This window comes from Sporolactobacillus inulinus, from assembly GCF_006539285.1.
GTDB lineage: Bacteria > Bacillota > Bacilli > Bacillales > Sporolactobacillaceae > Sporolactobacillus > Sporolactobacillus inulinus.
The window spans coordinates 14,558-35,989 of record NZ_BJMS01000024.1; the positions used below are offsets into that span (position 1 = coordinate 14,558).

Sequence of the window (21,432 nt, forward strand, 5' to 3'; positions counted from 1 at the left end):
AAAATCCCCCTTAGCCCGGGTGTCATGATCGGGTTCTAGGGGGATTAATGAATGGGATGTTGCGGTGAACGCATTTCATGGGCATTTCTTAGTCTTCTTCGGATACAACGGTAAATCGTTTATTCTGATGTTTGGGGCGTTCAATCTCATCAACTAAAGCGGCAGCATAATCCGCATAGCTGACATAGCTTTTACCTTTCCGGTTAACGAGCAGATGATCATCGCCGGTTGTGTAATGACCGGTTCGCTTCCCAATGGCAAAGACTGCCGATGGGCTGAGAAATGTCCAGTTGAGCTTGCTGGTTTTATAGAGATCCTGCAAATTTTTTGCCTGATTCGTTGCAATAGAACGAAACGCTTCCGGAAATTCAGGTGTGTCGACGAGTGGTACTTTTTTGTCCGGATCAACGAATAGGCTGCCGGCACCCCCTACAACGATCAGCCGGGTATTTGTTAATCCTGAAAGCAGCTGAATGAGTTTCCTTCCTGCTTTAACATGCAGCTCCGCCTGCTGAGCAGACGCCGAGAATGCATTAACAACAACGTCGAAATCAGCCAGGTCCTCGCGTGTTAGATCAAAGAGATCCTTTTTTAAAACAGCAATGTTGCGTTCTTTTAATTTCTCCGGATGCCGTACAATCGCAGTCACTTGATGATTGCGCTGCTTTGCTTCCTGAATGATTGCTGACCCGGCTTTCCCGGCAGCACCAATTACAGCAATTTTCATTAGTTAAAACCTCCTGACTGTAACAGAAATAGTTACAGGAAATGCGTAAAAATCACTCATCATCAAAGAGACGATGAAGAATGTCTTGCAGTGTTTCAGAAGAAAGCTTGTTCTCCAGAGCATGTTGTGCAGCACCAAAAGCTTCATCGAGCACAGTGCGAATACCTTTGCCTACCGGACAACGGACATTTGGATTGTCATGTACAGCAAATAGGTTTTCGTTTGGCTCAACCGCATGGAATACATCAAGCAGCGAAATCTTCTCCGGATCACGAGTGAGCGAAGCACCGGCTTTCCCGGCAGTTGTCTGAATTAATCCGGCTCTTTTTAACATGCCGAGCATTCGTCGGATGACAACGGGATTTGTGTTAACACTGGCGGCGATGTCGTCTGACGGCAAATCATCATTCGGTCTGGATGCAATCAGGGCCATGATGTGGATCGCGACGGCAACACGTGTATTAATCATTGGTTCATTGTCACCACCTGTAACTATTTTAATTACAAGGTTGATCGATGTCAAGAGCGATGAATCGATGGTTTCCCTATAGCAAAACGGTTCGACCTCATGAGAACGATTGGGTCAAACCGTCTTAAACTGTTTTTTATTCAGGTTTCGCTGTTACTTCGCAAGTGTTTCGGTCTGCCCATCCGGATAACCGATGATCACTTTATCGGTCATGTTGAGAAAAAGGCCATGCTCAACAACACCGGTGAGGTGATCCAGTTCATCGGCCAATGCATGCGGATCGGTAATCGACGGTAAGTGGAGATCAAGAATATAGTGTTTTGCATCGGTGATGTACGGTTCATTGTCGTCGCCGCGGCGTAATTGCGGCTGAGCACCTTTTTCTTCAAGATAGGTTTCGATCTGCTTCCATCCGAAAGGCACCACTTCGACAGGAAGCGGGAAGGCGCCGAGTTGCTCAACTTTTTTGCTGTTGTCAACGATCCAGATGCGGCGCTTTGACGCTTTAGCGACTAATTTTTCATAGAGCAGTGCGCCGCCGCCGCCTTTGATTCCGTTCAGTGACGCATCCACTTCATCCGCACCATCAATCGTGATATCGATGGTTTTGACCGCATTCAGCGGTTGCATCGGAATGTTCCATTGGTGAGCAAGATCAATTGTTTTTTGAGAGGTTGCAACACCGGTCATATGAAACCCGTCAGCAACTTTCTCGGCAAGTGCCTCGAGAAAATAGTAGACTGTTGAGCCGGTACCGAGACCAATAGTCATGCCGTCCTTAACTTCTTCAACTGCTTTTCGTCCTGCCGCACGTTTGCCATTCATGAGTATCCCTCTTTTTCAGTTAATGCATCCCATTTCATTATAGCGGAAGCAGCGCCTGCTTCCAATGTCGCATCAATGGTTCAGAAACAAGGAAAAAGGGAAAGGGGACTCAGGGCGAATGCGTCCGCTTACCAAAGTTACTTACAGCGGCTCTTTCGCAAACTTAATGCGGCTTCCGGTTGGTCGGTGATGATTGCGTCAAGGCCCATTTCAAAAGCCTGCTGCATAATTCTAGGTTTATTGACGGTCCATGCCCGTACTTTGATGCCATGGCTCTGCAGCTGCGCGGCTGTTTCTGAAAGTGCGGATGGCTGCCAGAGATGTTGCGCGGAAGCACCAATCTGTTTCGTATAGTGCCAAGGTTCGGCAAGGCGTTCCCATAGGAGCAGAGCCAGGTCGGCATTCGGTTTAACTGCTTTAAGACGCATTAAGGATTCATGATTAAAGGATGAGTACACGACCGGAAGATTCGGTCGGTAGCGATTGACGAGTGCGACCACTCGCGATTCGATGCCTGGGTAGACGTTTCGATCTGTTTTAAGTTCTATATTCAATACGCCTTGATAATCAGCAATAAATTCAAGTACTTGAGTCAGTGTCGGAATGCGTGTTCCTTTAAATTTAGGTGAGAACCAGGAACCTGCATCAAATTTTTTTAATGCATCCAACGTGTAGGTTTTAATTTGTCCTTTTCCATTCGTCGTTCGGTCGATCTTTTCATCATGCATGACGACGACCTGCTGATCTTTGGTCAAGTGCACATCCAGTTCAATGCCGTCACTTCCTACACGTATTGCTTCTTCAAAAGCCGGTAATGTATTCTCAGGACAATTGCACTTGCTGCCGCGGTGGGCATAAACTGCTGTTTTCATCGTGCTCCTCCTTCATCCGTAAAACAAAGCGAGCGTTCTTCAGACATATTCATTATACGCTTTTGCACGGAAAGATAAGCGATCCGTTTTACACCCGCCAGGTTAAAATTTAAAGGGCCTTAAATAAGTGATTGACGGGAATGATCCGTCTCGATATGATGATGGTGTCCGTTCATGAATAAAGTGGGTGAAGAAAGTGGCAGAATACATACAAAAGGTTAATCGTAGCCGTTCCTGGGGACGTCTCATCGGCATGACGCTCGTACTCTGCGGTGCAACATTATGGGGCGTCTCAGGGAATGCCGCCCAATACTTGTTTGAAACGCAAAAAGTGAGTGCCGGATGGCTGACCTCAGTCCGTATGCTCACCGCGGGGGTCTTGCTGCTTGCCATCATGCAATGCGGGAAACATCGGCAACAGGTGTGGGCGATTTGGAAGCAACGCAGATCGGCATCAAGCTTGGTCGTGTTCGGGCTCGTGGGAATGATCGGTTCGCAATATACCTATTTTGAAGCCGTGGCTGCCGGCAATGCAGCAACCGCAACATTGCTGCAGTACCTCAGTCCGGTGCTGATCCTACTGTTCAGTATCCTTTTCATGAGAAAAAAACCGAAAATGATTGAACTAACCGCTATGGTGATTGCGCTTCTTGGCGTTTTTTTCCTTGTCACCAAGGGGCATCCCAATCAATTATCGATTGCTCCGGGCGCCATCATTTGGGGGCTGCTGGCGGCGCTTGGCGGCGCCATTTACGCTACCCAGCCGGCATCCATCCTGAAACAGTTTGGTCCGGGTGTTGTGGTCGGCTGGGGTATGGTGATCGGCGGGGCGGCAATGAGTTTATTCTATCCGCCATGGATTTTTCATGGGCAATGGTCGATGGCGGCGTTCATTGGCATCGTTTTTGTCATCCTATTCGGGACGTTAATCGCCTTTTATTTGTATTTAGCCAGCTTGAGCTATCTGAAGCCGCTGGAGACCAGTATGCTTGGTTGCGCTGAACCGCTGTCGGCAGCTTTGGTTAGTGTGGTTTGGCTGCATGTCCCGTTTACTTTATTTGATTGGCTTGGCGCTTTATGTATTATCGGCACGGTTGTGTCACTCGCCTTTGCACAAAAAAATGTAAAAAATAAAAGAAAATAATGTCGCTTGCTGATTATTGCCTGGGAAATAACGACGAATCTTGCAGAACTTATTCCTATAAACGGTTGTTTTTTGTCTTTGTACTGTTTAAAAAAAGGGCATATAATCGATTCACGCGATCGAAAAACGTTTGAACGTCTAAACGTGATTCGGTCGTGTTCATTTATTTTTAAAGACGCGTGCGGAAATATAAGTGGTTCGATAAAGGAGTATTGATGATGTTCACAAAAATGAAACGGCTGCTGATCGGCCGGCCATTGAAATCAAATGAATCAAGTGGGCAAAAGTTAAGTAAGTTTAAGGCACTTGCAGTTCTGTCTTCTGATGCGCTGTCTTCGGTCGCTTATGGACCGGAACAAATTCTGATTGTTCTCATGGCTGCCGGGAGTACGGCTCTTTGGTTTTCCTTGCCGATTGGTATTGGTGTACTTATTCTGCTGATTGCACTAGTCTTATCGTATCAGCAAATCATTTATGCCTATCCGCAAGGCGGCGGCGCCTATATGGTGGCTAAAGAAAATCTTGGAACTAACTTTGGACTGACTGCCGGCGGGGCGCTGCTGGTTGACTATATATTAACGGTTGCCGTCAGTGTTTCGGCAGGAACCGACGCCATTACCTCGGCGTTTCCTGCACTTCATACGCATAGTGTTACCGTCGCTGTTATCATTGTCATGATTATTACCATTCTGAATTTGCGTGGGCTGACGGATTCGGCAACCTTGTTGTCCTATCCTGTTTATTTCTTTGTGTTGATGATGCTCATTGTCATTGGCGGAGGTCTCTTTGCGTTGATGACCGGACAGTCTGCACCCATACATGAGCCGGCAGCGGTTGGTACGCCGGTTATGGGCATTGGTCTGTTCTTGATTCTGCGTGCTTTTTCATCCGGGTGTTCAGCGCTGACCGGTGTCGAAGCCATCTCCAACGCCATTCCGAGTTTTAAAGAACCAGCACCGAAAAATGCGGCGCGTACGCTGCTGATGATGGGCGGAATTCTTGCAGTCCTGCTGCTCGGTATTGTTGGCTTAGCGTATTTATATGGGGTGCATCCATCCGGCGATCAAACGGTACTCTCGCAACTGGCGTCTCACTTATTTGGCCGCAACATTCTTTATTACATCATTCAGGTCTCTACAGCGTTGATCTTGATTCTTGCAGCGAACACCGGCTATTCTGCCTTTCCGTTACTGGCATTCAACTTGGCGAAGGATAAATATATGCCGCGGCCATTTAAAGTGAAAGGTGACCGTCTCGGCTACTCGAACGGAATCATTACCTTAGGCGCCTTGTCGATCCTCTTGCTGATTATTTTTAAAGGACGTACGGAAAGTTTGATTCCGCTTTATGCAGTCGGTGTGTTCATTCCATTTTCATTATCACAGACCGGGATGATCGTGCACTGGATGAAGCGGCGTCCGTCCGGGTGGATCGGAAAATTGGTGATAAACCTGACCGGGGCTTTAATCTGCTACATGATTCTCGTCATCTTCTTCTTGACCAAATTTCCGCAAATATGGCCGGTGCTGATCTTCGTACCGATCGTTGTCTTTATGTTTCATAAAATTCATGAACACTATGTGCTGGTTGCCGAGCAGCTCCGCGTGGATACTCGCCAGCCGGTACCGGTTATTCATGCTTCCGATAACATTATTGTCGTTCCGGTTGCAGGAATTACCAAAGTTGTCGAGCAATCGCTCACTTATGCACGATCACTGTCGGATAATGTCATCGCTGTATTTGTCGGGGACAGTCCGGAAGCCATTCAAAAGATGGATGATACATGGAATGCGTGGAATCCAGGCGTACGATTAGTGACCATACATTCGCCCTACCGCAGCATTGTCAATCCACTCGACAAATTTATCAGTACGGTAAAATACAAGGCAGAAAAGCGCGGCGCAACAGTGACCGTTGTCTTCCCGCAATTCTACACGAAGAAATGGTGGCAGAGCCTGCTGCACAACCAGTCCGGGGTATTGATCAAAGCAAGTTTGATTCGCCATAAGGACATTGTGATCGCAACCGTTCCCTTTCATTTTAAAAAATAATGCTCACAATAACGTTTTATTTTGCGCTTCAGAGAACATAGGCTGAAGCATTTTTTTTACCCGAAAACAGACAATCTGCGCGTATGACCTGACTGCCTTTGGTTGATACACGGATTTGCTTTGCACCGCTTAAGCAAAAGTTAAGAATCCGTCGGTAAACTGAAATGCATAAACCAATACAAACGATGATGTCGGAGGGGTTATTGTCATGAAGAAGATTTGGATCACGGTGCTTGTGGTCGTGCTTGCCTTAGGTGGAGGCGGTACATACTGGTATCTGTCGAAAAATAAAAATCAGGAAACGCAAACGCTCATTCCAACCACGAAGGTTCAGAAAGGAACACTCGAAACCAGTGTTGACGGATCAGGGGCGTTGGCGCCTGCCGTTGATGAAGATGTCACGATTGATGCAGAGGATGCGTCAAAGACGGTTGATGAAGTAAACGTTTCGAAAAATGACACCGTTGAAAAAGGAGATAAGCTGCTGACCTTTACCGATGGCACAACGCTCACTGCACCGAAATCGGGGAGCGTAACCAGTGTCTCTGTTTACCAAGGAAGCCGGGTAAACACAGCTGAAAAGGTGGCCCATCTCACAAATTACAGCGATTTGAATACCGTTCTGTCCATCGATGAACTGGATATTTCGAAAATTAAAAAGGGTCAAAAGGTTACGGTTACGGTCAATGCTTTTCCAAATAAGACGTTCAGTGGAAAGGTAACATCAATTGCAAAGGAAGGTTCAATAACAAACGGGACCTCTTCTTTTGACGTTACCGTTCATTTAACAAAATCAACGCAATTGAAGCCAGGCATGACAACAACGGCAAAGATCATCCTTGAGAAAAAATCGAATGTTCTCTATTTGCCGTCCGGAGCCGTACATCAAAACGGGAACAACTATTATGTTTATCAGTCAACGGGGTCAAGCGATTCGAATAACGAAGCTTTCCGCAGAAGCGCAAGTATGGAAAGCGAACGCGGCAGTCAGCAAACCGTATCGATCGGGATTCATAACGACCAATCGATTGAAATTAAGTCCGGACTTACAGAAGGACAGACGGTTCAGTTGAATCCGATAACCAAATCATCTCCCTCATCAACTTCAACGAACAGCAACCGAGGCCAAGGCCAATTTCAGATGATGCAAAACGGCGGAGCTATGAACGGCCAAGGGCAAGGACAAGGCAGACGTAACTTCGGCTCTGGTGGAAACGGAGGCGGACAACGGCCATGACCGAAGCGATCATTACAATGAAAGCTGTCGAAAAAACGTACCAGCTGGGCGGACAAGTGGTTCATGCACTCAATCGTATTCATCTAACCATTGAAGAAGGGGCTTTTGTCTCCATTGTGGGGCCCTCCGGTTCGGGAAAATCGACCTTGATGAACATCATCGGCTGTCTGGACAAACCAGATAGCGGCAGTTACGTGTTAGGCGGCAGCGCCGTTGATCGACTCAAGGATCGCGATTTGGCTGAGATCCGAAACCAAAAAATTGGCTTCATTTTTCAAAACTTTAATCTTTTAGGCAAGATGACCGCGTTAGAAAATGTTGAACTGCCGTTGATTTATCGCGGGGTCAAAACAAAGGAACGGAAGGCACGAGCACGCGAATGTTTGGAGGCTGTTGGACTAAAAGAACGGGCTGCACATCGGCCAAATCAGCTTTCAGGCGGACAGCAGCAACGCGTTGCCATTGCCCGGGCGCTGGCCGGGCAGCCGCAAATTTTGCTGGCCGACGAACCAACCGGCGCTTTGGACAGCAAGACAAGCGACGATATTATGGCGCTGCTTACTGCGCTGAATCATCAAGGCCGCACCATTGTTCTGATCACCCATGATTTGGAGGTAGCGCGCAAGGCGACGCGGACCGTTAGCATTCGCGACGGTAAACTGCAGGAAGGTGAGCATATCTGATGAACGTATTCACATCTATTAAAATGGCTGTGCGCAATATTCAGGGCAATAAACTGCGTTCGTTTCTGACCATGCTGGGCATCATTATCGGTGTTGGCTCCGTCATTGCCCTGCTTGCGATTGGTCAAGGGTCGAGCAAATCGGTGGCCGATAGTGTAAACAGCCTAGGCACCAATCTCATCACCGTAAATATTACCAATACGGATACCTATTTTACGATGGATCAGTTAAAGCAAGTGAAACAAGCAACTGGGGTTAAACATGTTGCGCCGGTGCTGAGCGGGAGAAATACCTTTCAGAAGGGCAGTACGTCCACGACTGCCAGTGTCACAGGAACAACATCGAGTTATTTGTCAATTCGGCAAATGACGGTGAAGGAAGGCCGCTTTATTTCTTCACTTGATGAAAAATTTCGGCAGAAGGTGGTTGTGCTTGGCAGCGATCTTGCAACGACGCTCTTTGAAAATCAGTCGCCGATCGACAAGTATGTGCGGATTGACGGCGCAAACTATTTGGTCGTTGGTGTCTTGAACAGCAAGGGCGGTTCGATGGGGACAAGCAGCGATGATGCTGCTTTCCTTCCTTACTCAACCGCGCAGCGTCTGCAGCAAACGACGTATATTACTCAATTTTATGCGCAGGCAGAGAATCAGCAGTCGGTTAATCTTGCAATGGCCGCTATTTCACGTGTGATGAGCGAAACCTACAGCGATTCGGATGATTACAGTGTTGTAAATCAGCAGGATGTTATGGAAGCAATGCGCGCAGTGACCGATTCAATGACGATGCTGCTTACAGGCATTGCCGGAATTTCTTTACTCGTCGGTGGGATCGGGATTATGAACATTATGCTTGTTTCGGTAACCGAGCGAACACGAGAAATCGGGATTAGAAAAGCGATCGGAGCGAAACGTCGCGATATTATGCTGCAATTTTTAATTGAATCCGCGGTGCTTAGTATGCTTGGTGGGTTGTGCGGCGCAGCCATTGGCGTTTTGACTGCAAAAGTCTATGAATTGACCGCCGGAGCCACAATTGTCTTTTCGTTGCCGATCATGACCGCTGCCTTTCTTTTCTCGGCAATTGTCGGCATTATCTTCGGCGTTTTCCCGGCATACAAAGCATCAAAACTTAAACCGATTGACGCGTTGCGTACGGAGTGAACGTGTTTCACCTTTTGACAATTCTGTGTAAAATAAAGGGTATGAAGGATGAATGGTGGGAGAAGCATGAGGCTGTTGGCTGTTGAAGATAACACCTATCTACGTCAAGAAATTGTCCGCCTGCTGCAAGAGGACTATACGGTTGACTCAGCAGAAGACGGCGATGAAGCGCTGTATCAGGCGGAACAGAATATCTATGATGCGATCATACTCGATGTGATGCTGCCGGGACTGGACGGCTTTGAGGTTACGAAACAGATCCGTAAAAAAGGGGTCGAAACACCGATTATTTTTCTGACGGCACGCGATGCGGTGGATGATCGCGTCAAGGGGCTGAACCTCGGCGGCGATGACTATATCGTTAAGCCGTTCCAAAATCAGGAATTGAAAGCCAGAATCGCAGCGATTTTGCGCCGGAGTTCACCGATGTCGCTCGACCACATCCTCCGCTATAAAGGCATTGCAATTGATAACAAACGTAAACAGATCAAGGTGGATGGCGATCTGCTTTCTTTCACGACAAAGCAATATGATCTGCTCGAATATTTGGTACAGAACGAGGATCAAATTCTTACACGAGAGCAGATTTTTGACCGGATCTGGGGTTTTGATTCGGATACAACCGTGGGCATAGTCGAAGTGTACATCCACCAACTGCGCAAAAAACTGAAAAAGTATGCCTATGACGCCGACATCCACACCGTGCGCGGCATCGGCTATATGCTGACGGATAAGTGAGTGAATCCATGGATCTTTTTCGAAAAACACTCATCAAACTGACCATTTTAAATGCTGCGCTTCTGATTTTACTTCTTAGCTTATTAGGCGGAACGATCTACTTTTACGAGAAAAATGTAACCTTTCGAAACAGTGATCAAGCTTTGATGAAATCCGTTGACAGTCCTGACGTCCCAAGAATGAACCAAAGACCCATGCCGGGCGGCGGAATGGTCGAGCAGCGCCTGCGCAATCCAAGACTCTATTGGGTCATTGTTAATGCGAAGAATGAACAAAAAAAATCCAGTCTGGATTTTGCTGAGGGCACCCAAGTTTCCAAGCGGTTTTTCAAACCTTTTTTAACCGCAACATCAGAAAATAGTGTTGAACAGCGAGTGGATGACAATTATTACCATTTACTCGTCAGAAAAGCAGATATCGATGGACAAGCCTTTAAAGTTATTTTTATTAACGATGTGACTGCGGAAAAGAATCTCTTAAAAACCCTTCAGATGATTATTTTGTTAGGGCTTGCCATTGGCGCTTTTGTGTCGATCATTGCCGGCTACTTTCTGGCGTGGCGTGCGCTTCAGCCGATTGAAAAGGCGTGGAATCGACAAAATCGGTTTGTCGCCGATGCGTCTCATGAGTTGCGTACGCCGCTTTCAATCATTCAATTGAAAATCGAAGGACTGTTGCGGCAACCGCGGCAAAAAGTGCAGGAATCCGGCGAGGACATTGCAGTAATGCTTGATGAGACACGCCGCCTCTCCAAGCTTGTCGGCAATTTACTGACCCTTGCCCGTAGTGATGCCAACCGTCTTGAAGTCACACTCGCGCCGTTTGACCTAAAGGCAATGTTTAAAAAGGTAACAGAGCCATTCTCGGAGATGGCTGAATTTGAAGAGAAAGCATTTTCACTTGAAGTATCGGAAGATCCCATTTATATTAATGGGGATGAACAGCGTGTGCATCAGCTGCTCGTTATTCTACTCGATAATGCGATGAAATTCACATCGAAAAACGGAGCGATTCAAGTGGCTTGCTCGCGTGAAAACAAATTTGCCAAGCTGACCGTATCGGATAGCGGCTGCGGACTTTCTGAGAAAGAACTCCCGCATATTTTCGATCGGTTCTATCAGGCCGATCAATCGCGAACGGAACGAAAAGGGACCGGTCTCGGGCTGTCGATCGCCGATTGGATCGTCAGCAAACATCGTGGCAAAATCGAAGTAGAAAGCGAGCTGGGCAAAGGGACAACCTTTACCGTACGGCTGCCATTAATGAAAAACGAGCCGGAGATTGAGCGCAACGCGCAAGGAGAGGATGCGGAACATGACGAAAAAGCTTGAGAAGGCCACGTTCGCCGGAGGCTGTTTCTGGTGCATGGTCAAGCCTTTTGATACATTGCCGGGCATTGAATCGGTGGTTTCCGGTTATACAGGCGGAACCGTTGAAAACCCAACCTATGAACAAGTGAAAACAGGGACAACCGGTCATATGGAGGCGGTTCAGATCGATTTTGATCCGGATCTTTTTCCCTACGAAAGACTGCTCGAACTCTATTGGACACAGGTTGATCCAACCGATGATGAGGGACAATTCTTTGATCGCGGTTCCAATTACCGAACCGCGATCTTTTATCATACCGCAGAGCAAAAGACGCTGGCGGAACAATCGAAAGCAGCCCTGGCTGCAAGCGGCCGCTTCCGCAAACCGATTGTGACGCGGATCCTTCCAGAAGCGCCGTTTTATCCGGCCGAGGAAGAACATCAGAAATTTTACAGGAAACACCCGGATCGCTATAAAGCCGAACGTGAGGAATCCGGACGCGATGCGTTTATTAAGGAAACTTGGGGGAATGAGTGAACGGGGCGGATCATTCATTATCTTACGGATAACCACAAAAAGTAGTCCATCACGCAGGAAGGAGGCGGATGGATAACTTTTTGCTTTCTTTTTAAGAACAGGACCCGCGTGCAATCAATCGTGCTGCTGCGTTAAGGTAAGCGTTAAATCCGTGTTTCCCTTAGACCAATTCAAAAGTTCAAGAATTTGTCCCTTCTTAAGTGTAAACGAAGCGGTCGACTTTTTTTGGCTAAGATCAAAACTCTTTCCACCATTAGCGGACTTTAGCAGAAAAAATCCCCAATTAATTAGCGACAAAATTCGTCAAGTTTATTATTGAGTCAAGAAATAATTCTGTCGGATGAGGTTGCAATAAGAGGAAAACATGCACCGTTTGGATCGGGTGAGGAATGCTTTTATGATAATTAGCTCTTGAAAAAAACGCGACAGTCATGTAAACTATGTAACAACTAAACAAGATGTTCAGATTCTTATCAAGAGAAGCCGAGGGACTGGCCCGATGAAGCTTCAGCAACCGTCGCCGCAATATGCGCGACAAGGTGCTAATTCCAGCAGACGCCGACGCAGTCTGAGGGATAAGAAGAAACATGGCGGATAAAGCCTTCTTCTTATCGAAGAAGGTTTTTTTTATACGCTTTTCTGGCACACGAGTTGGAACTTGATATTTTTTGGGAGGCATGTGGCATGGCGTCATATCAAACAGAAACAAAACTCGCGCAAATTGGCAATGGCTTTGATGAACTTGGGGCGGTGAATGCGCCAATCTATTTATCTACTGCATACAAGCATGAAGGAATCGGAATTTCAAAAGGCTTCGACTACACGCGGACCGGCAATCCGACACGTTCAATTCTCGAAAAAGCGATTGCCGATGTTGAAGGCGGTCAAGAAGGTTTTGCCTGCAGCTCGGGAATGAGTGCCATCCAACTGGTGCTCCAGTTATTCAGCAGTGGTGATCATATTATTGCATCACGAGATTTGTACGGCGGCACTTTTCGCCTCTTTGACATTCTCAAGGAGCAGTATCATCTTTCATTTTCCTACTGGGACGGCGAAAGCCTTGATGAACTGACTGACCTTGTCTGTCCGGAGACTAAAGCAATCTTTATCGAGACGCCAACCAATCCGCTGATGCACGAGGTTGACTTGTCGGCGATTGCCAAAATCACAAAGCAAAACGATTTTCTGTTGATCGTGGACAATACGTTTTATACGCCAATCCTGCAGCGACCGATTGAACAAGGTGCCGATCTTGTTGTACACAGCGCGACCAAGTATTTAGCCGGACACAATGATGTGCTGGCCGGTCTTGTTGTCTCAAACGTCACGAAGGTTACTGAGAAACTGCGTCTCTACCATAACAGCTGTGGCGCCGTCCTTGATCCATTTTCTTCTTGGCTGGTGATTCGCGGATTGAAGACTCTTGCTTTGCGGATACGCCAGCACCAAGAAAATGCCCGTAAAATTGTCGCTTATCTTGAAGAGCAGCCGCTTGTGACGAAGGTGCTCTATCCGGGAAAAGGCGGCATGGTCAGCTTTGAATTAACATCACCGAAGCAGGTTGAACCGTTCCTGACTGCACTAAAGCTGATTACCTTTGCGGAAAGTCTTGGCGGTGTCGAAAGCTTGATTACTTATCCGGCAACGCAAACCCATGCGGATATTCCTGAAGCACTTCGCTTGAAATACGGTTTGTCCAATTCACTGCTGCGTCTATCAACCGGTATTGAACATTCGGACGACTTGATTACCGACCTTGATCAAGCCTTTGAATCTTTAAAAGTAGGAGTGGTTGAACATGAGTGAATCGGTACATTTTTCAACAAAATTGATTAAAAAGACGGTTGCGGTTGATCCGCAAACCGGTGCAGCGAATGTCCCGGTTTATCTCTCGTCAACCTTTCATCAAAAGGATTTCGATCATTTTGGAAAATACGATTATACCCGTTCCGGAAACCCGACACGCGATGCACTTGAGGAGGCCATTGCCTCACTTGAAGGCGGTACACGCGGTTTTGCATTTGCTTCAGGAATGGCGGCGATTTCCACCGCCTTTCTTCTTCTGTCTGCAGGCGATCATGCCGTAGTTCCGAAAAATGTCTATGGCGGAACATTTCGCATTCTGACCCAGGTGCTCGGCCGGTTTGGCATCGATCACACGTTTGTCGACACGACAAATCTTGAAGAGGTCGAGAAGGCGATTCGTCCGAATACGAAGGTAATCTATGTGGAGACGCCGTCCAACCCAACGTTGCGTGTGACCGATATCCAGGCAATTGTTCAACTTGCGAAAGCACATCGATGTTTGACTTTTGTTGATAACACATTTATGACGCCGGTGTTCCAGCGTCCGCTCGACCTAGGCGCGGATCTGGTGCTGCACAGTGCGACGAAATTTATCTCTGGACATAGCGATGTGGTTGCCGGGCTTGCTGTCGCCGCTTCTAAGGAAATCGCCGACAAGATTTACTTCCTTCAAAACGCGCTTGGCGCGGTGCTCGGTGTTCAAGATTCATGGCTGCTGCTCCGTGGACTGAAGACGCTTGATGTCCGCATTCGTAAATCGGCGGAGTCGGCGCAGCGTATTGCCGAATTTTTTGCTGCACGGCCTGAGGTGAAGCGCGTCTTTTATCCAGGACTCGCCGATCATCCAGGGGCAGCACTGCATGCTGAGCAAGCATCTTCCGGCGGTGCGGTGCTTTCCTTTGAACTCAAGAATGAAGCAAGTGCCCGGGCGTTTGTCAATCACGTGAAACTACCTGTGTTCGCGGTCAGTCTCGGTGCAGTGGAATCTATTTTGTCCTATCCACCGAAAATGTCACACGCAGAATTAAATGAAGAAGAACGTGAGAAAGCAGGCATTGGTAGCGGATTGCTTCGCCTTTCGGTAGGACTCGAAGACGCGGAGGACTTGATCCGCGATTTCAGCGAGGCATTCGTTTATGTTAAGGATCGTGAACAGGTGACGGTGAGGAGTGAACGGTAATGGGGCAATCTATTCTTGACGTATTGAAGGAAAGAATCTTGATCGGGGATGGAGCGATGGGGACGCTGCTCTATTCATATGGGATCGACCGATGTTTTGAAGAACTTAATGTGTCGCAGAGCGAAGCAGTTCGCCATGTCCATCAGGCCTACATTAACGCGGGCGCAGACGTCATTCAGACCAATTCGTATGGCGCAAATCGCATCAAACTGGCAAGATACGGACTTGAACACGAGGTCGCCCGTTTTAACCGCGCATCGGTTCAACTGGCCAAACAAGCGGCGAAGCCGGAAACCTTCGTACTCGGGACGATCGGCGGTATCCGTGGATTTCAGAAACAATCGGTTGAGCTGGATACCATCCGCGCCAGTTTCCGAGAACAGGCAGATGCGCTGCTCAGTGAAGGCATTGATGCGCTCTTGCTTGAAACTTACTATGACTTTGACGAGTTGCGGGACGTCCTGCAGATTGCCCGCACCATGACGGATCTCCCGATTATCACTCATGTTTCGATGCAGGAACCAGGTGTGCTTCAGAACGGGATGCCGGTAGCAGAGGCATTGGAAGGCTTGGAAGCCCAAGGCGCCGATGTGGTCGGAACCAATTGCCGGCTTGGACCGTTCCATATGATTGAGGCACTGCGCGGCATTCCGCTGCCAAAGAAAGCTTTTCTATCGGCTTACCCGAACAGCAGTCTTCCCGATTATCGCGACGGAAAGCTTCACTATGAGAATGAACCGGAGTATTTTAAAAAGTATGCCGTTGAGTTCCGTAATGAAGGGGTGCGCCTCCTTGGCGGCTGCTGCGGAACAACACCGGTGCAGATTAAGGCTTTTAAGGAAGGAATTTCTGCTTTGGAACCGCTGGAGACAAAAGTGGTTACCGTGCATCCTGAGGTGGTTCATGTCAGTGAAGCTGCTGAACCGCCGGAATCCGCACTGTATCAAAAAAGCGTGAATGGCCGCTCGGTCTTTGTTGAATTCGATACTCCGCGGCACCTGAATACCGATCACTTTTTTAGAGGCGTCCAAGCGCTTGAAGCGGCAGGGGCGGATGCAATTACGATGGCCGACAACTCGCTGGCTTCCCCGCGTATCAGCAACGCGGCGATCGGCAAACTGATCAAGGATCGTTATCATATGCCGCCGCTCGTGCACCTGACCTGCCGCGACCGCAACTTGATCGGGCTACAGTCGCATCTGCTTGGCCTGGATGTGCTCGGGCTACATGACCTGCTTGTGATTACCGGGGATCCGACCAAAATCGGCGACTTTCCAGGGGCCACATCCGTCTATGATGTATCGTCAATGGAACTGATCAAGCTGATTAAGCAATTCAATCGCGGCATCTCTTACTCAGGGAAGAGCTTAAAGAAACCGACGCATTTCCGCGTCGCCGCTGCGTTCAATCCGAACGTCCGCAACTTGGATCGCGCCGTTCAGCGCTTGAAGCGCAAGATTGAATGTGGGGCCGATTATTTTATCTCGCAACCGGTCTTTGATAAAGAACGAATCATTGCGATTAGTGAAGCAACCCGCGGCGTCTCAGCGCCGATCTACATCGGCATTATGCCGTTGACTTCCGCGCGCAACGCCGAATTCCTGCATAATGAAGTACCCGGTATTCGTTTGCCGGATGATGTACGTGCCAAAATGGCGGCGACCTCCGGAAAAGAAGAAGCGCGTCAGATGAGTTTCGCCATTTGCCGCGAACTGATCGATACGGCAATGGCGCATTTCCGCGGTATTTATTTGATCACACCGATGGGTCACTACTCAATGAGCGTGGACCTGGTCAAGTATATTAAGAAAAAAGAGCGTGAGTACGCTGCTTTGGAAAACAGTGAGAATATTCTTTTGTAAGGTACGCATGCGTGATCATATGCAGCAATAGACTCAGGCAGGGCCTCCCATCGTGCGAAGGCGCTGCCTCTTTTTTTACAGATAAAGAATGCTTGGAATTTTGCCCCTTCTTCAAACCAATAGACCCGTGTCTCGATCGAGAATCAAAACCGAATGCAGAACTGCAACCAAAGAGCGAATGTTTGTTCATTCACCGTCATAAACAAACGTTTAATTAATCGATGTAATCCGTTAGTCATCTGTGTGAAGATCACCAAAATAACCGCAGACGAATCAAAAGGTGATATGATGGGAACGGATGAAAGCTTAAGAACATGTTGAAAAGAGGGTTATCCATGATTGAACATATCGTACTCTTTAAATTTCGCGATGAAACCACAAAAGCACAGATTGAAGAAGGCGCGCGCAAGCTGCGATCACTAAAACAAAAGCTCCCATACATTCTCGATATTCAAGCAGGGCTCAATTACTCGACACGTGGAAAAGGTTATGCGATGGCATTGACCGTACGCTTCAGCTCGAAAGCAGATCATGAACGCTATACGCCATCAACGGAGCATCAGGCTTGCGTTTCCTATTTAAAAGAAATAGGACTTGTCGATTCTTTAGCCATGGATTTCGAGATTGCTGAATAAGATGAAAAAGAGCTGTTTTTAAATACGTTTATTAAAACAATAGAATTTCAGTACATGCTTTTGGGGAACAGCTGTCCGGCTGCTTCCGGAAAGGAACGAACCGATGAAAAAGATAAGCTTGCTCGTTGCCTGCTTTATGCTGGTGATCGGGCTATTTATTCCGACCAAGGTATTTGCCGACGCTGCACCCGGCGATGTCGTTGTCACGCTTGGTGCCAATCTGACTGCTGACCAAAAGCAGTCAATTCTCAATGAAATGGGTGTTGACGCCGACTCGGCTCAGATTATTACGGTCAACAACAGTGAAGAACATCAATACCTTGATAACTATCTGTCCAAGGCGCAAATCGGCACGCGATCAATTAGTTCATCGAAAATTACGCTTGGAAAATCAGGGTCCGGCTTGACCGCAAGTACCCATAATATCACTTATGTTTCTAAAGATATGTACATTAACGCGCTGGCAACGGCCGGTGTCAAGGATGCGGATGTCTATGTCACGGCTCCGTTTCCGGTGTCTGGTACGGCTGCATTGACCGGCTTGATTAAAGCCTATGAGACCGAGACCGGAAAGAAAATTCCGGAACAGAAGAAACAGGTGGCTAATGAAGAGGTTGTGACGACGGCTCAACTTGCAGACAAAGACGGTGTCGGCAAGGAAAAGGCGGCAGATCTGGTGACCGCAATCAAGAACAACCTGGCGCAGAATAAGCCGCAATCCCGGGAGGACGTCGAACAGGCCGTCCGTGATGCGGCGAAACAGGTGAACGTGACGCTAAGCAGCGCCGACATTCAAAAACTTGTGGATCTTTTTGATAAAATGCGCAACATGAACATTAATTGGGGAGACGTCGGCAGTCAAATGCAGCAGCTCCAAGATAAGGTAAAACAGCTTGCAAATTCGGATCAGACCAAAGGATTCTTGGCGCAAGTATTTCAAGCGATCGGCGATTTCTTCTCTGCCATTTTTCACGCTATTGCATCCCTGTTTAACTAATGTCCTGAAAAGTTAAAGCGAAATCCTGAAAAGTGAACTAATGGAAAAGCGGTCGTATCCCGATCGCTTTTTTTGTGTTAAGAAAAGATCTGATTTTGAAATTGTGGATACGCAGCATATTTTTTATCAATCAATACGGGGAGATGCTACGGGCGACGTCATCGTTTTTTTACTTTAATGATGGTGACGATGATAAATCCAATCAGCAGAAGGACAGCAATAATAATGACGTGAAGCAAGCCTAGTCCAAGCAGTTGGCGAATCTGATTGCCCATGTAATAGCCGAGCATCAGAAAGAGCGTGGACCAAACAATTGCGCCGAGAATTGTCGCGGGAAGATACAAAGCAAAACGAGCGCGGCTGAGCCCTGCCAGATAAGGATTGATTTGCCGCACTCCCGGAATGAAGTAGCCGGCGATAATGGCAAGAAACGTATGCTGCTGAAAACGCTTCTGCGCAATTTTCCATCGTTTCTCAGTTAAACCAATATATTTGCCAAATCGTTCAATAAACGGTTCGCCAATATAGAAGCCAATCAGATAAGCACTGACCATTCCCGATGAAGCGCCAAGAACAGCCATCAGGATACAAAGAGAGAGATTGAGGCTGTACGCTGTGGCTGCAACTTGCGAGAGGGTGACCCCGACAAAAAGCAGGAAAGATTCCTCAGCAGCCGGAACACCGATCAATCCGCAAAACAGAAACAAAAAGACGAAGAAATAGCCGTACGTATAAAATAACGATTGAAACTGTTCCATGATGAGACCACCTAATCTTCTTAACTTGAAAAAAAGGCTTCCGTCGATCCGCCTAATAACAGGATGGTCAAGCCTATACATAATTATAGCCGCTGCTGAGCCAAGGATGATTTTTATTCGACTATTTCGGCTATAAATAGTAGTGTTTACTGGCTGAAAGGAGAGGCAACCTGTTATTATAAACTATCGAAGCAAGAATTGTCCGTCTGTCGGCAGAATGAACGATTTTGAAAAAGACTTGATCATATTTTTTAGAAAAATCATTGAGAATCGGAGAGGTGAAAGGATTGTCAGACAAAGAACACGCAAACCAAAGGACGAATGATCAAAAAAGAAAGGGAAGAATTGTCCTATTCAGTTCAATTATTGTCATCATTTTGATTGCGGCAATTATGGCGATGGTATACCGTTCACAGAAACAGGATGCTCAGCCAAAGGAGAAAAAGCAGACCACCCGAACACAAACAAGGATCAATTACGCAGGGCAGCCATACATTGGCAGCAGCAATGCACCGGTAAAACTCGTCGTGTTCTCAGATTATCGCTGCCCTTACTGTAAGCAATTCGAGGAGGATGTCGTACCGAAACTGAAGAAGGAGTACATCGATACCGGCAAGGTTAGCTTGTACTTTATCAATGACACGATCCTTGGACCAGGATCGGTACTCGCTGCGAACGCCTCTGAAGAAGTGTACCATCAAAACCCGAAAGCCTTCTGGACGTTCCATAAAGCGCTCTTTGCCGCTCAGAAGAATGAGAAGGAGGAATGGGTGACAAAAGAATTGCTTACCGATATTGCTCAGAAGACCGTTCCGTCCTTTGACTTAAAAGCATTTCAAAGCGCGCTGAATAATAAAACACGGCAAAACGAGGTGGACAAGGACACGGCGATGGCCGATTCGCTTGGCGTTCCCGGCACTCCGACGATCTTTGTCGGCGATCAGATGATTGAAGATGGCTTGGACGATGTAGCTTTGACAGCAGCAATTGATCAAGCGCTGGAAAACAACAAATAAACCTACGTATTTTTCGGAGAAGCGTTCTGGAGCTTCTCTTTTTTTAACGGAAAAGTATATAAAATTTGACATGTATTCAAACCAATAAAACAGTGTCATGGCTCAGCATCAAAGCGGAGGTGCTCGGGGCTTGCGGGATCGTGCCTTGTTGATGCGTCCGATTTTTCCCATCCTTGTCCTGTTATATAAATGTAAAGTATGTTCCGCACCAGCCGCTCATAGTAGTAGGAAAGAGATCAACGATGGGAGGAACACCAATGTATACCGGGATCACACTTGCAAAAACTGCTGCTGTGGCGGCTACATTTACGTCGAGCTTTATCATTCTGCCTCAGAACGCGGCTGCACATTTAAACAAAGATGCATTACTTTACGAAGGGATGCACAGTGATGAGATTAAGACGATTCAATCGATACTGAAAGCAACAGGCGACTATCCTCTGAAAAAAACGACGGGTTACTTCGGATCAAATACTGAAAAAGCGGTTAAATCCTTTCAAAAGAACAGTAAAATCGCGATTGACGGCATTGTTGGGTCGGAGACGAAAGGTGCATTGATCCAATACATTAATCAACATATGGATCTGCTTGAGCACGGGTCGAAAGGGAATGAAGTTGCCTATCTTCAAGAAATGTTGCGTGAAATCGGGTTTAGTAAACTGCCGGTTGACGGCTACTTCGGCGCACGAACCGAAGCAGCAGTTCGTACATTGCAGCACGAAATGAATATTAATCCCGACGGTGTGGTCGGTCCAAAGACCTGGAAAAAGATTGAGTCTCTGCTGGAAAATTCGCGTAAAATCGACACAGCGGTACCCGCAAACTCCGCTGACCAGAACAAGAAACAGATCAGTGAGCCAGAAAGCAAGTCAGCTGAACAGTCACGGGTCCAAGCAGCACCGCAAAAAAAAGATACGGTGCGAAAGACAGAGAATGTTTCCATCGTTCGGGAATTCTACGCCAACAGTACCGCATACACGGCAAACTGCACCGGATGCTCAGGAACAACCGCAACGGGAATCAATTTAAATCAGAACCCTAACTCAAAGGTGATCGCGGTGGATCCTTCAGTGATTCCACTGGGAACGAAACTGTTTGTGGAAGGTTACGGCTATGCGGTTGCCGGCGATACCGGGGGTGCGATTAAAGGGCACCGCATCGATGTTTTCTTTAAAGACAACAACCGTGCACTGCAATGGGGAAGACGAACGGTTAAGGTCAAAGTTCTTGAATGAATGGATGCATCAAGAAGCAGAACTGAATGATCGATGCTGCCTGACCTTCAGCGCCCGAGGATCAGGCATTTTTCTTGCGACCGAGGATAAACGGCCTCTGACAGAGATGGGCAGCCGCCACAACAGAGATGGCCAAATCCTGAAGAGAAAAAGACCCTTCTGAGCGTCTTGAGTGGTTGATTATTC

General features: G+C 47.4%; 20 protein-coding genes and 1 riboswitch. Of the genes, 15 read left to right on the forward strand and 5 right to left on the reverse strand.

The window, feature by feature from the left end; all coding sequences use genetic code 11:
• Positions 1-88 precede the first annotated feature (88 nt).
• From SIN01_RS04895 to SIN01_RS04910, 4 genes are all read right to left on the reverse strand, one after another.
• Positions 89-727 (reverse strand): NAD(P)-dependent oxidoreductase, encoded by a 639-nt coding sequence (locus SIN01_RS04895; protein ID WP_010026473.1) that lies wholly within the window; start codon positions 725-727, stop codon positions 89-91.
• Between the two features lie 52 nt (positions 728-779).
• Positions 780-1,196 (reverse strand): Rrf2 family transcriptional regulator, encoded by a 417-nt coding sequence (locus SIN01_RS04900; RefSeq protein ID WP_010026474.1) that lies wholly within the window; start codon positions 1,194-1,196, stop codon positions 780-782.
• 153 nt (positions 1,197-1,349) lie between these two features.
• Complete coding sequence (gene rpiA / locus SIN01_RS04905) at positions 1,350-2,021, reverse strand: ribose-5-phosphate isomerase RpiA (protein WP_010026475.1); 672 nt, start codon at positions 2,019-2,021, stop codon at positions 1,350-1,352.
• Between the two features lie 137 nt (positions 2,022-2,158).
• Positions 2,159-2,893, reverse strand: coding sequence for a glycerophosphodiester phosphodiesterase (locus SIN01_RS04910; RefSeq protein ID WP_010026477.1), 735 nt, complete (start codon positions 2,891-2,893; stop codon positions 2,159-2,161).
• 196 nt (positions 2,894-3,089) lie between these two features.
• On the opposite strand from SIN01_RS04910, the gene SIN01_RS04915 reads away from it, so the two are divergent.
• The 13 genes from SIN01_RS04915 (at position 3,090) to SIN01_RS04975 (ending at position 18,237) form a co-directional block, all read left to right on the forward strand.
• Complete coding sequence (locus SIN01_RS04915) at positions 3,090-4,037, forward strand: DMT family transporter (protein ID WP_280530766.1); 948 nt, start codon at positions 3,090-3,092, stop codon at positions 4,035-4,037.
• Positions 4,038-4,255: 218 nt separating this feature from the next.
• Positions 4,256-6,088, forward strand: a complete 1,833-nt coding sequence (kimA, locus tag SIN01_RS04920; protein ID WP_010026480.1) for a potassium transporter KimA — start codon at positions 4,256-4,258, stop codon at positions 6,086-6,088.
• Positions 6,089-6,296: 208 nt separating this feature from the next.
• Positions 6,297-7,325 carry an efflux RND transporter periplasmic adaptor subunit gene (locus tag SIN01_RS04925; protein WP_047034842.1) on the forward strand — a complete coding sequence of 343 codons (1,029 nt, stop codon included), beginning with the start codon at positions 6,297-6,299 and terminating at the stop codon, positions 7,323-7,325.
• Positions 7,322-8,008: an ABC transporter ATP-binding protein gene (locus tag SIN01_RS04930; RefSeq protein ID WP_047034843.1), complete on the forward strand. Its 687-nt coding sequence runs from the start codon at positions 7,322-7,324 to the stop codon at positions 8,006-8,008. Before SIN01_RS04925 ends, SIN01_RS04930 begins: the two co-directional genes overlap by 4 nt.
• Positions 8,008-9,171: an ABC transporter permease gene (locus SIN01_RS04935; protein WP_010027145.1), complete on the forward strand. Its 1,164-nt coding sequence runs from the start codon at positions 8,008-8,010 to the stop codon at positions 9,169-9,171. Before SIN01_RS04930 ends, SIN01_RS04935 begins: the two co-directional genes overlap by 1 nt.
• 66 nt (positions 9,172-9,237) lie before the next feature.
• Positions 9,238-9,909 carry a response regulator transcription factor gene (locus SIN01_RS04940; protein ID WP_047034844.1) on the forward strand — a complete coding sequence of 224 codons (672 nt, stop codon included), beginning with the start codon at positions 9,238-9,240 and terminating at the stop codon, positions 9,907-9,909.
• 8 nt (positions 9,910-9,917) lie between these two features.
• On the forward strand, positions 9,918-11,240 hold the full coding sequence (locus SIN01_RS04945; protein ID WP_010026381.1) for a sensor histidine kinase: 1,323 nt from the start codon (positions 9,918-9,920) through the stop codon (positions 11,238-11,240).
• Positions 11,224-11,757: a peptide-methionine (S)-S-oxide reductase MsrA gene (gene msrA / locus SIN01_RS04950; RefSeq protein WP_010026380.1), complete on the forward strand. Its 534-nt coding sequence runs from the start codon at positions 11,224-11,226 to the stop codon at positions 11,755-11,757. The genes SIN01_RS04945 and msrA overlap by 17 nt, the downstream gene beginning before the upstream one ends.
• Positions 11,758-12,224: 467 nt before the next feature.
• Positions 12,225-12,339, forward strand: a riboswitch (SAM riboswitch).
• Between the two features lie 102 nt (positions 12,340-12,441).
• The gene (locus SIN01_RS04955) at positions 12,442-13,563 is read left to right on the forward strand and encodes an aminotransferase class I/II-fold pyridoxal phosphate-dependent enzyme (RefSeq protein ID WP_010026378.1); all 1,122 of its coding nucleotides are present in this window, start codon (positions 12,442-12,444) and stop codon (positions 13,561-13,563) included.
• Complete coding sequence (gene metC, locus SIN01_RS04960) at positions 13,556-14,743, forward strand: cystathionine beta-lyase (RefSeq protein WP_010026377.1); 1,188 nt, start codon at positions 13,556-13,558, stop codon at positions 14,741-14,743. The genes SIN01_RS04955 and metC overlap by 8 nt, the downstream gene beginning before the upstream one ends.
• A complete protein-coding gene (locus SIN01_RS04965; protein ID WP_010026375.1) occupies positions 14,743-16,605 on the forward strand; it encodes a bifunctional homocysteine S-methyltransferase/methylenetetrahydrofolate reductase in 1,863 nt (620 codons plus the stop codon). Before metC ends, SIN01_RS04965 begins: the two co-directional genes overlap by 1 nt.
• Positions 16,606-16,940: 335 nt before the next feature.
• On the forward strand, positions 16,941-17,240 hold the full coding sequence (locus SIN01_RS04970) for a Dabb family protein (protein ID WP_010027701.1): 300 nt from the start codon (positions 16,941-16,943) through the stop codon (positions 17,238-17,240).
• A 103-nt stretch (positions 17,241-17,343) separates the two neighbouring features.
• Positions 17,344-18,237 (forward strand): DUF1002 domain-containing protein, encoded by an 894-nt coding sequence (locus tag SIN01_RS04975; RefSeq protein WP_010027703.1) that lies wholly within the window; start codon positions 17,344-17,346, stop codon positions 18,235-18,237.
• 158 nt (positions 18,238-18,395) lie between these two features.
• On the opposite strand, the gene SIN01_RS04980 is transcribed toward SIN01_RS04975, so the two are convergent.
• Positions 18,396-18,995, reverse strand: coding sequence for a DedA family protein (locus SIN01_RS04980; RefSeq protein WP_010025505.1), 600 nt, complete (start codon positions 18,993-18,995; stop codon positions 18,396-18,398).
• A 278-nt stretch (positions 18,996-19,273) separates the two neighbouring features.
• Here SIN01_RS04980 and SIN01_RS04985 point away from each other — a divergent pair, with 278 nt between their 5' ends.
• Positions 19,274-20,011: a DsbA family protein gene (locus SIN01_RS04985; protein WP_373864396.1), complete on the forward strand. Its 738-nt coding sequence runs from the start codon at positions 19,274-19,276 to the stop codon at positions 20,009-20,011.
• A 257-nt stretch (positions 20,012-20,268) separates the two neighbouring features.
• Positions 20,269-21,246: a peptidoglycan-binding protein gene (locus tag SIN01_RS15535; protein WP_010025907.1), complete on the forward strand. Its 978-nt coding sequence runs from the start codon at positions 20,269-20,271 to the stop codon at positions 21,244-21,246.
• The last annotated feature ends 186 nt before the right edge of the window (positions 21,247-21,432 follow it).

Coding starts and splice junctions, on each gene's coding strand:
- SIN01_RS04895 (WP_010026473.1), bottom strand. CDS start 727: ATGAAAATTGCTGTAATTGGTGCTGCCGGGAAAGCCGGGTCAGCAATC.
- SIN01_RS04900 (WP_010026474.1), bottom strand. CDS start 1,196: ATGATTAATACACGTGTTGCCGTCGCGATCCACATCATGGCCCTGATT.
- rpiA (WP_010026475.1), bottom strand. CDS start 2,021: ATGAATGGCAAACGTGCGGCAGGACGAAAAGCAGTTGAAGAAGTTAAG.
- SIN01_RS04910 (WP_010026477.1), bottom strand. CDS start 2,893: ATGAAAACAGCAGTTTATGCCCACCGCGGCAGCAAGTGCAATTGTCCT.
- kimA (WP_010026480.1), top strand. CDS start 4,256: ATGTTCACAAAAATGAAACGGCTGCTGATCGGCCGGCCATTGAAATCA.
- SIN01_RS04925 (WP_047034842.1), top strand. CDS start 6,297: ATGAAGAAGATTTGGATCACGGTGCTTGTGGTCGTGCTTGCCTTAGGT.
- SIN01_RS04930 (WP_047034843.1), top strand. CDS start 7,322: ATGACCGAAGCGATCATTACAATGAAAGCTGTCGAAAAAACGTACCAG.
- SIN01_RS04935 (WP_010027145.1), top strand. CDS start 8,008: ATGAACGTATTCACATCTATTAAAATGGCTGTGCGCAATATTCAGGGC.
- SIN01_RS04940 (WP_047034844.1), top strand. CDS start 9,238: ATGAGGCTGTTGGCTGTTGAAGATAACACCTATCTACGTCAAGAAATT.
- SIN01_RS04945 (WP_010026381.1), top strand. CDS start 9,918: ATGGATCTTTTTCGAAAAACACTCATCAAACTGACCATTTTAAATGCT.
- msrA (WP_010026380.1), top strand. CDS start 11,224: ATGACGAAAAAGCTTGAGAAGGCCACGTTCGCCGGAGGCTGTTTCTGG.
- SIN01_RS04955 (WP_010026378.1), top strand. CDS start 12,442: ATGGCGTCATATCAAACAGAAACAAAACTCGCGCAAATTGGCAATGGC.
- metC (WP_010026377.1), top strand. CDS start 13,556: ATGAGTGAATCGGTACATTTTTCAACAAAATTGATTAAAAAGACGGTT.
- SIN01_RS04965 (WP_010026375.1), top strand. CDS start 14,743: ATGGGGCAATCTATTCTTGACGTATTGAAGGAAAGAATCTTGATCGGG.
- SIN01_RS04970 (WP_010027701.1), top strand. CDS start 16,941: ATGATTGAACATATCGTACTCTTTAAATTTCGCGATGAAACCACAAAA.
- SIN01_RS04975 (WP_010027703.1), top strand. CDS start 17,344: ATGAAAAAGATAAGCTTGCTCGTTGCCTGCTTTATGCTGGTGATCGGG.
- SIN01_RS04980 (WP_010025505.1), bottom strand. CDS start 18,995: ATGGAACAGTTTCAATCGTTATTTTATACGTACGGCTATTTCTTCGTC.
- SIN01_RS15535 (WP_010025907.1), top strand. CDS start 20,269: ATGTATACCGGGATCACACTTGCAAAAACTGCTGCTGTGGCGGCTACA.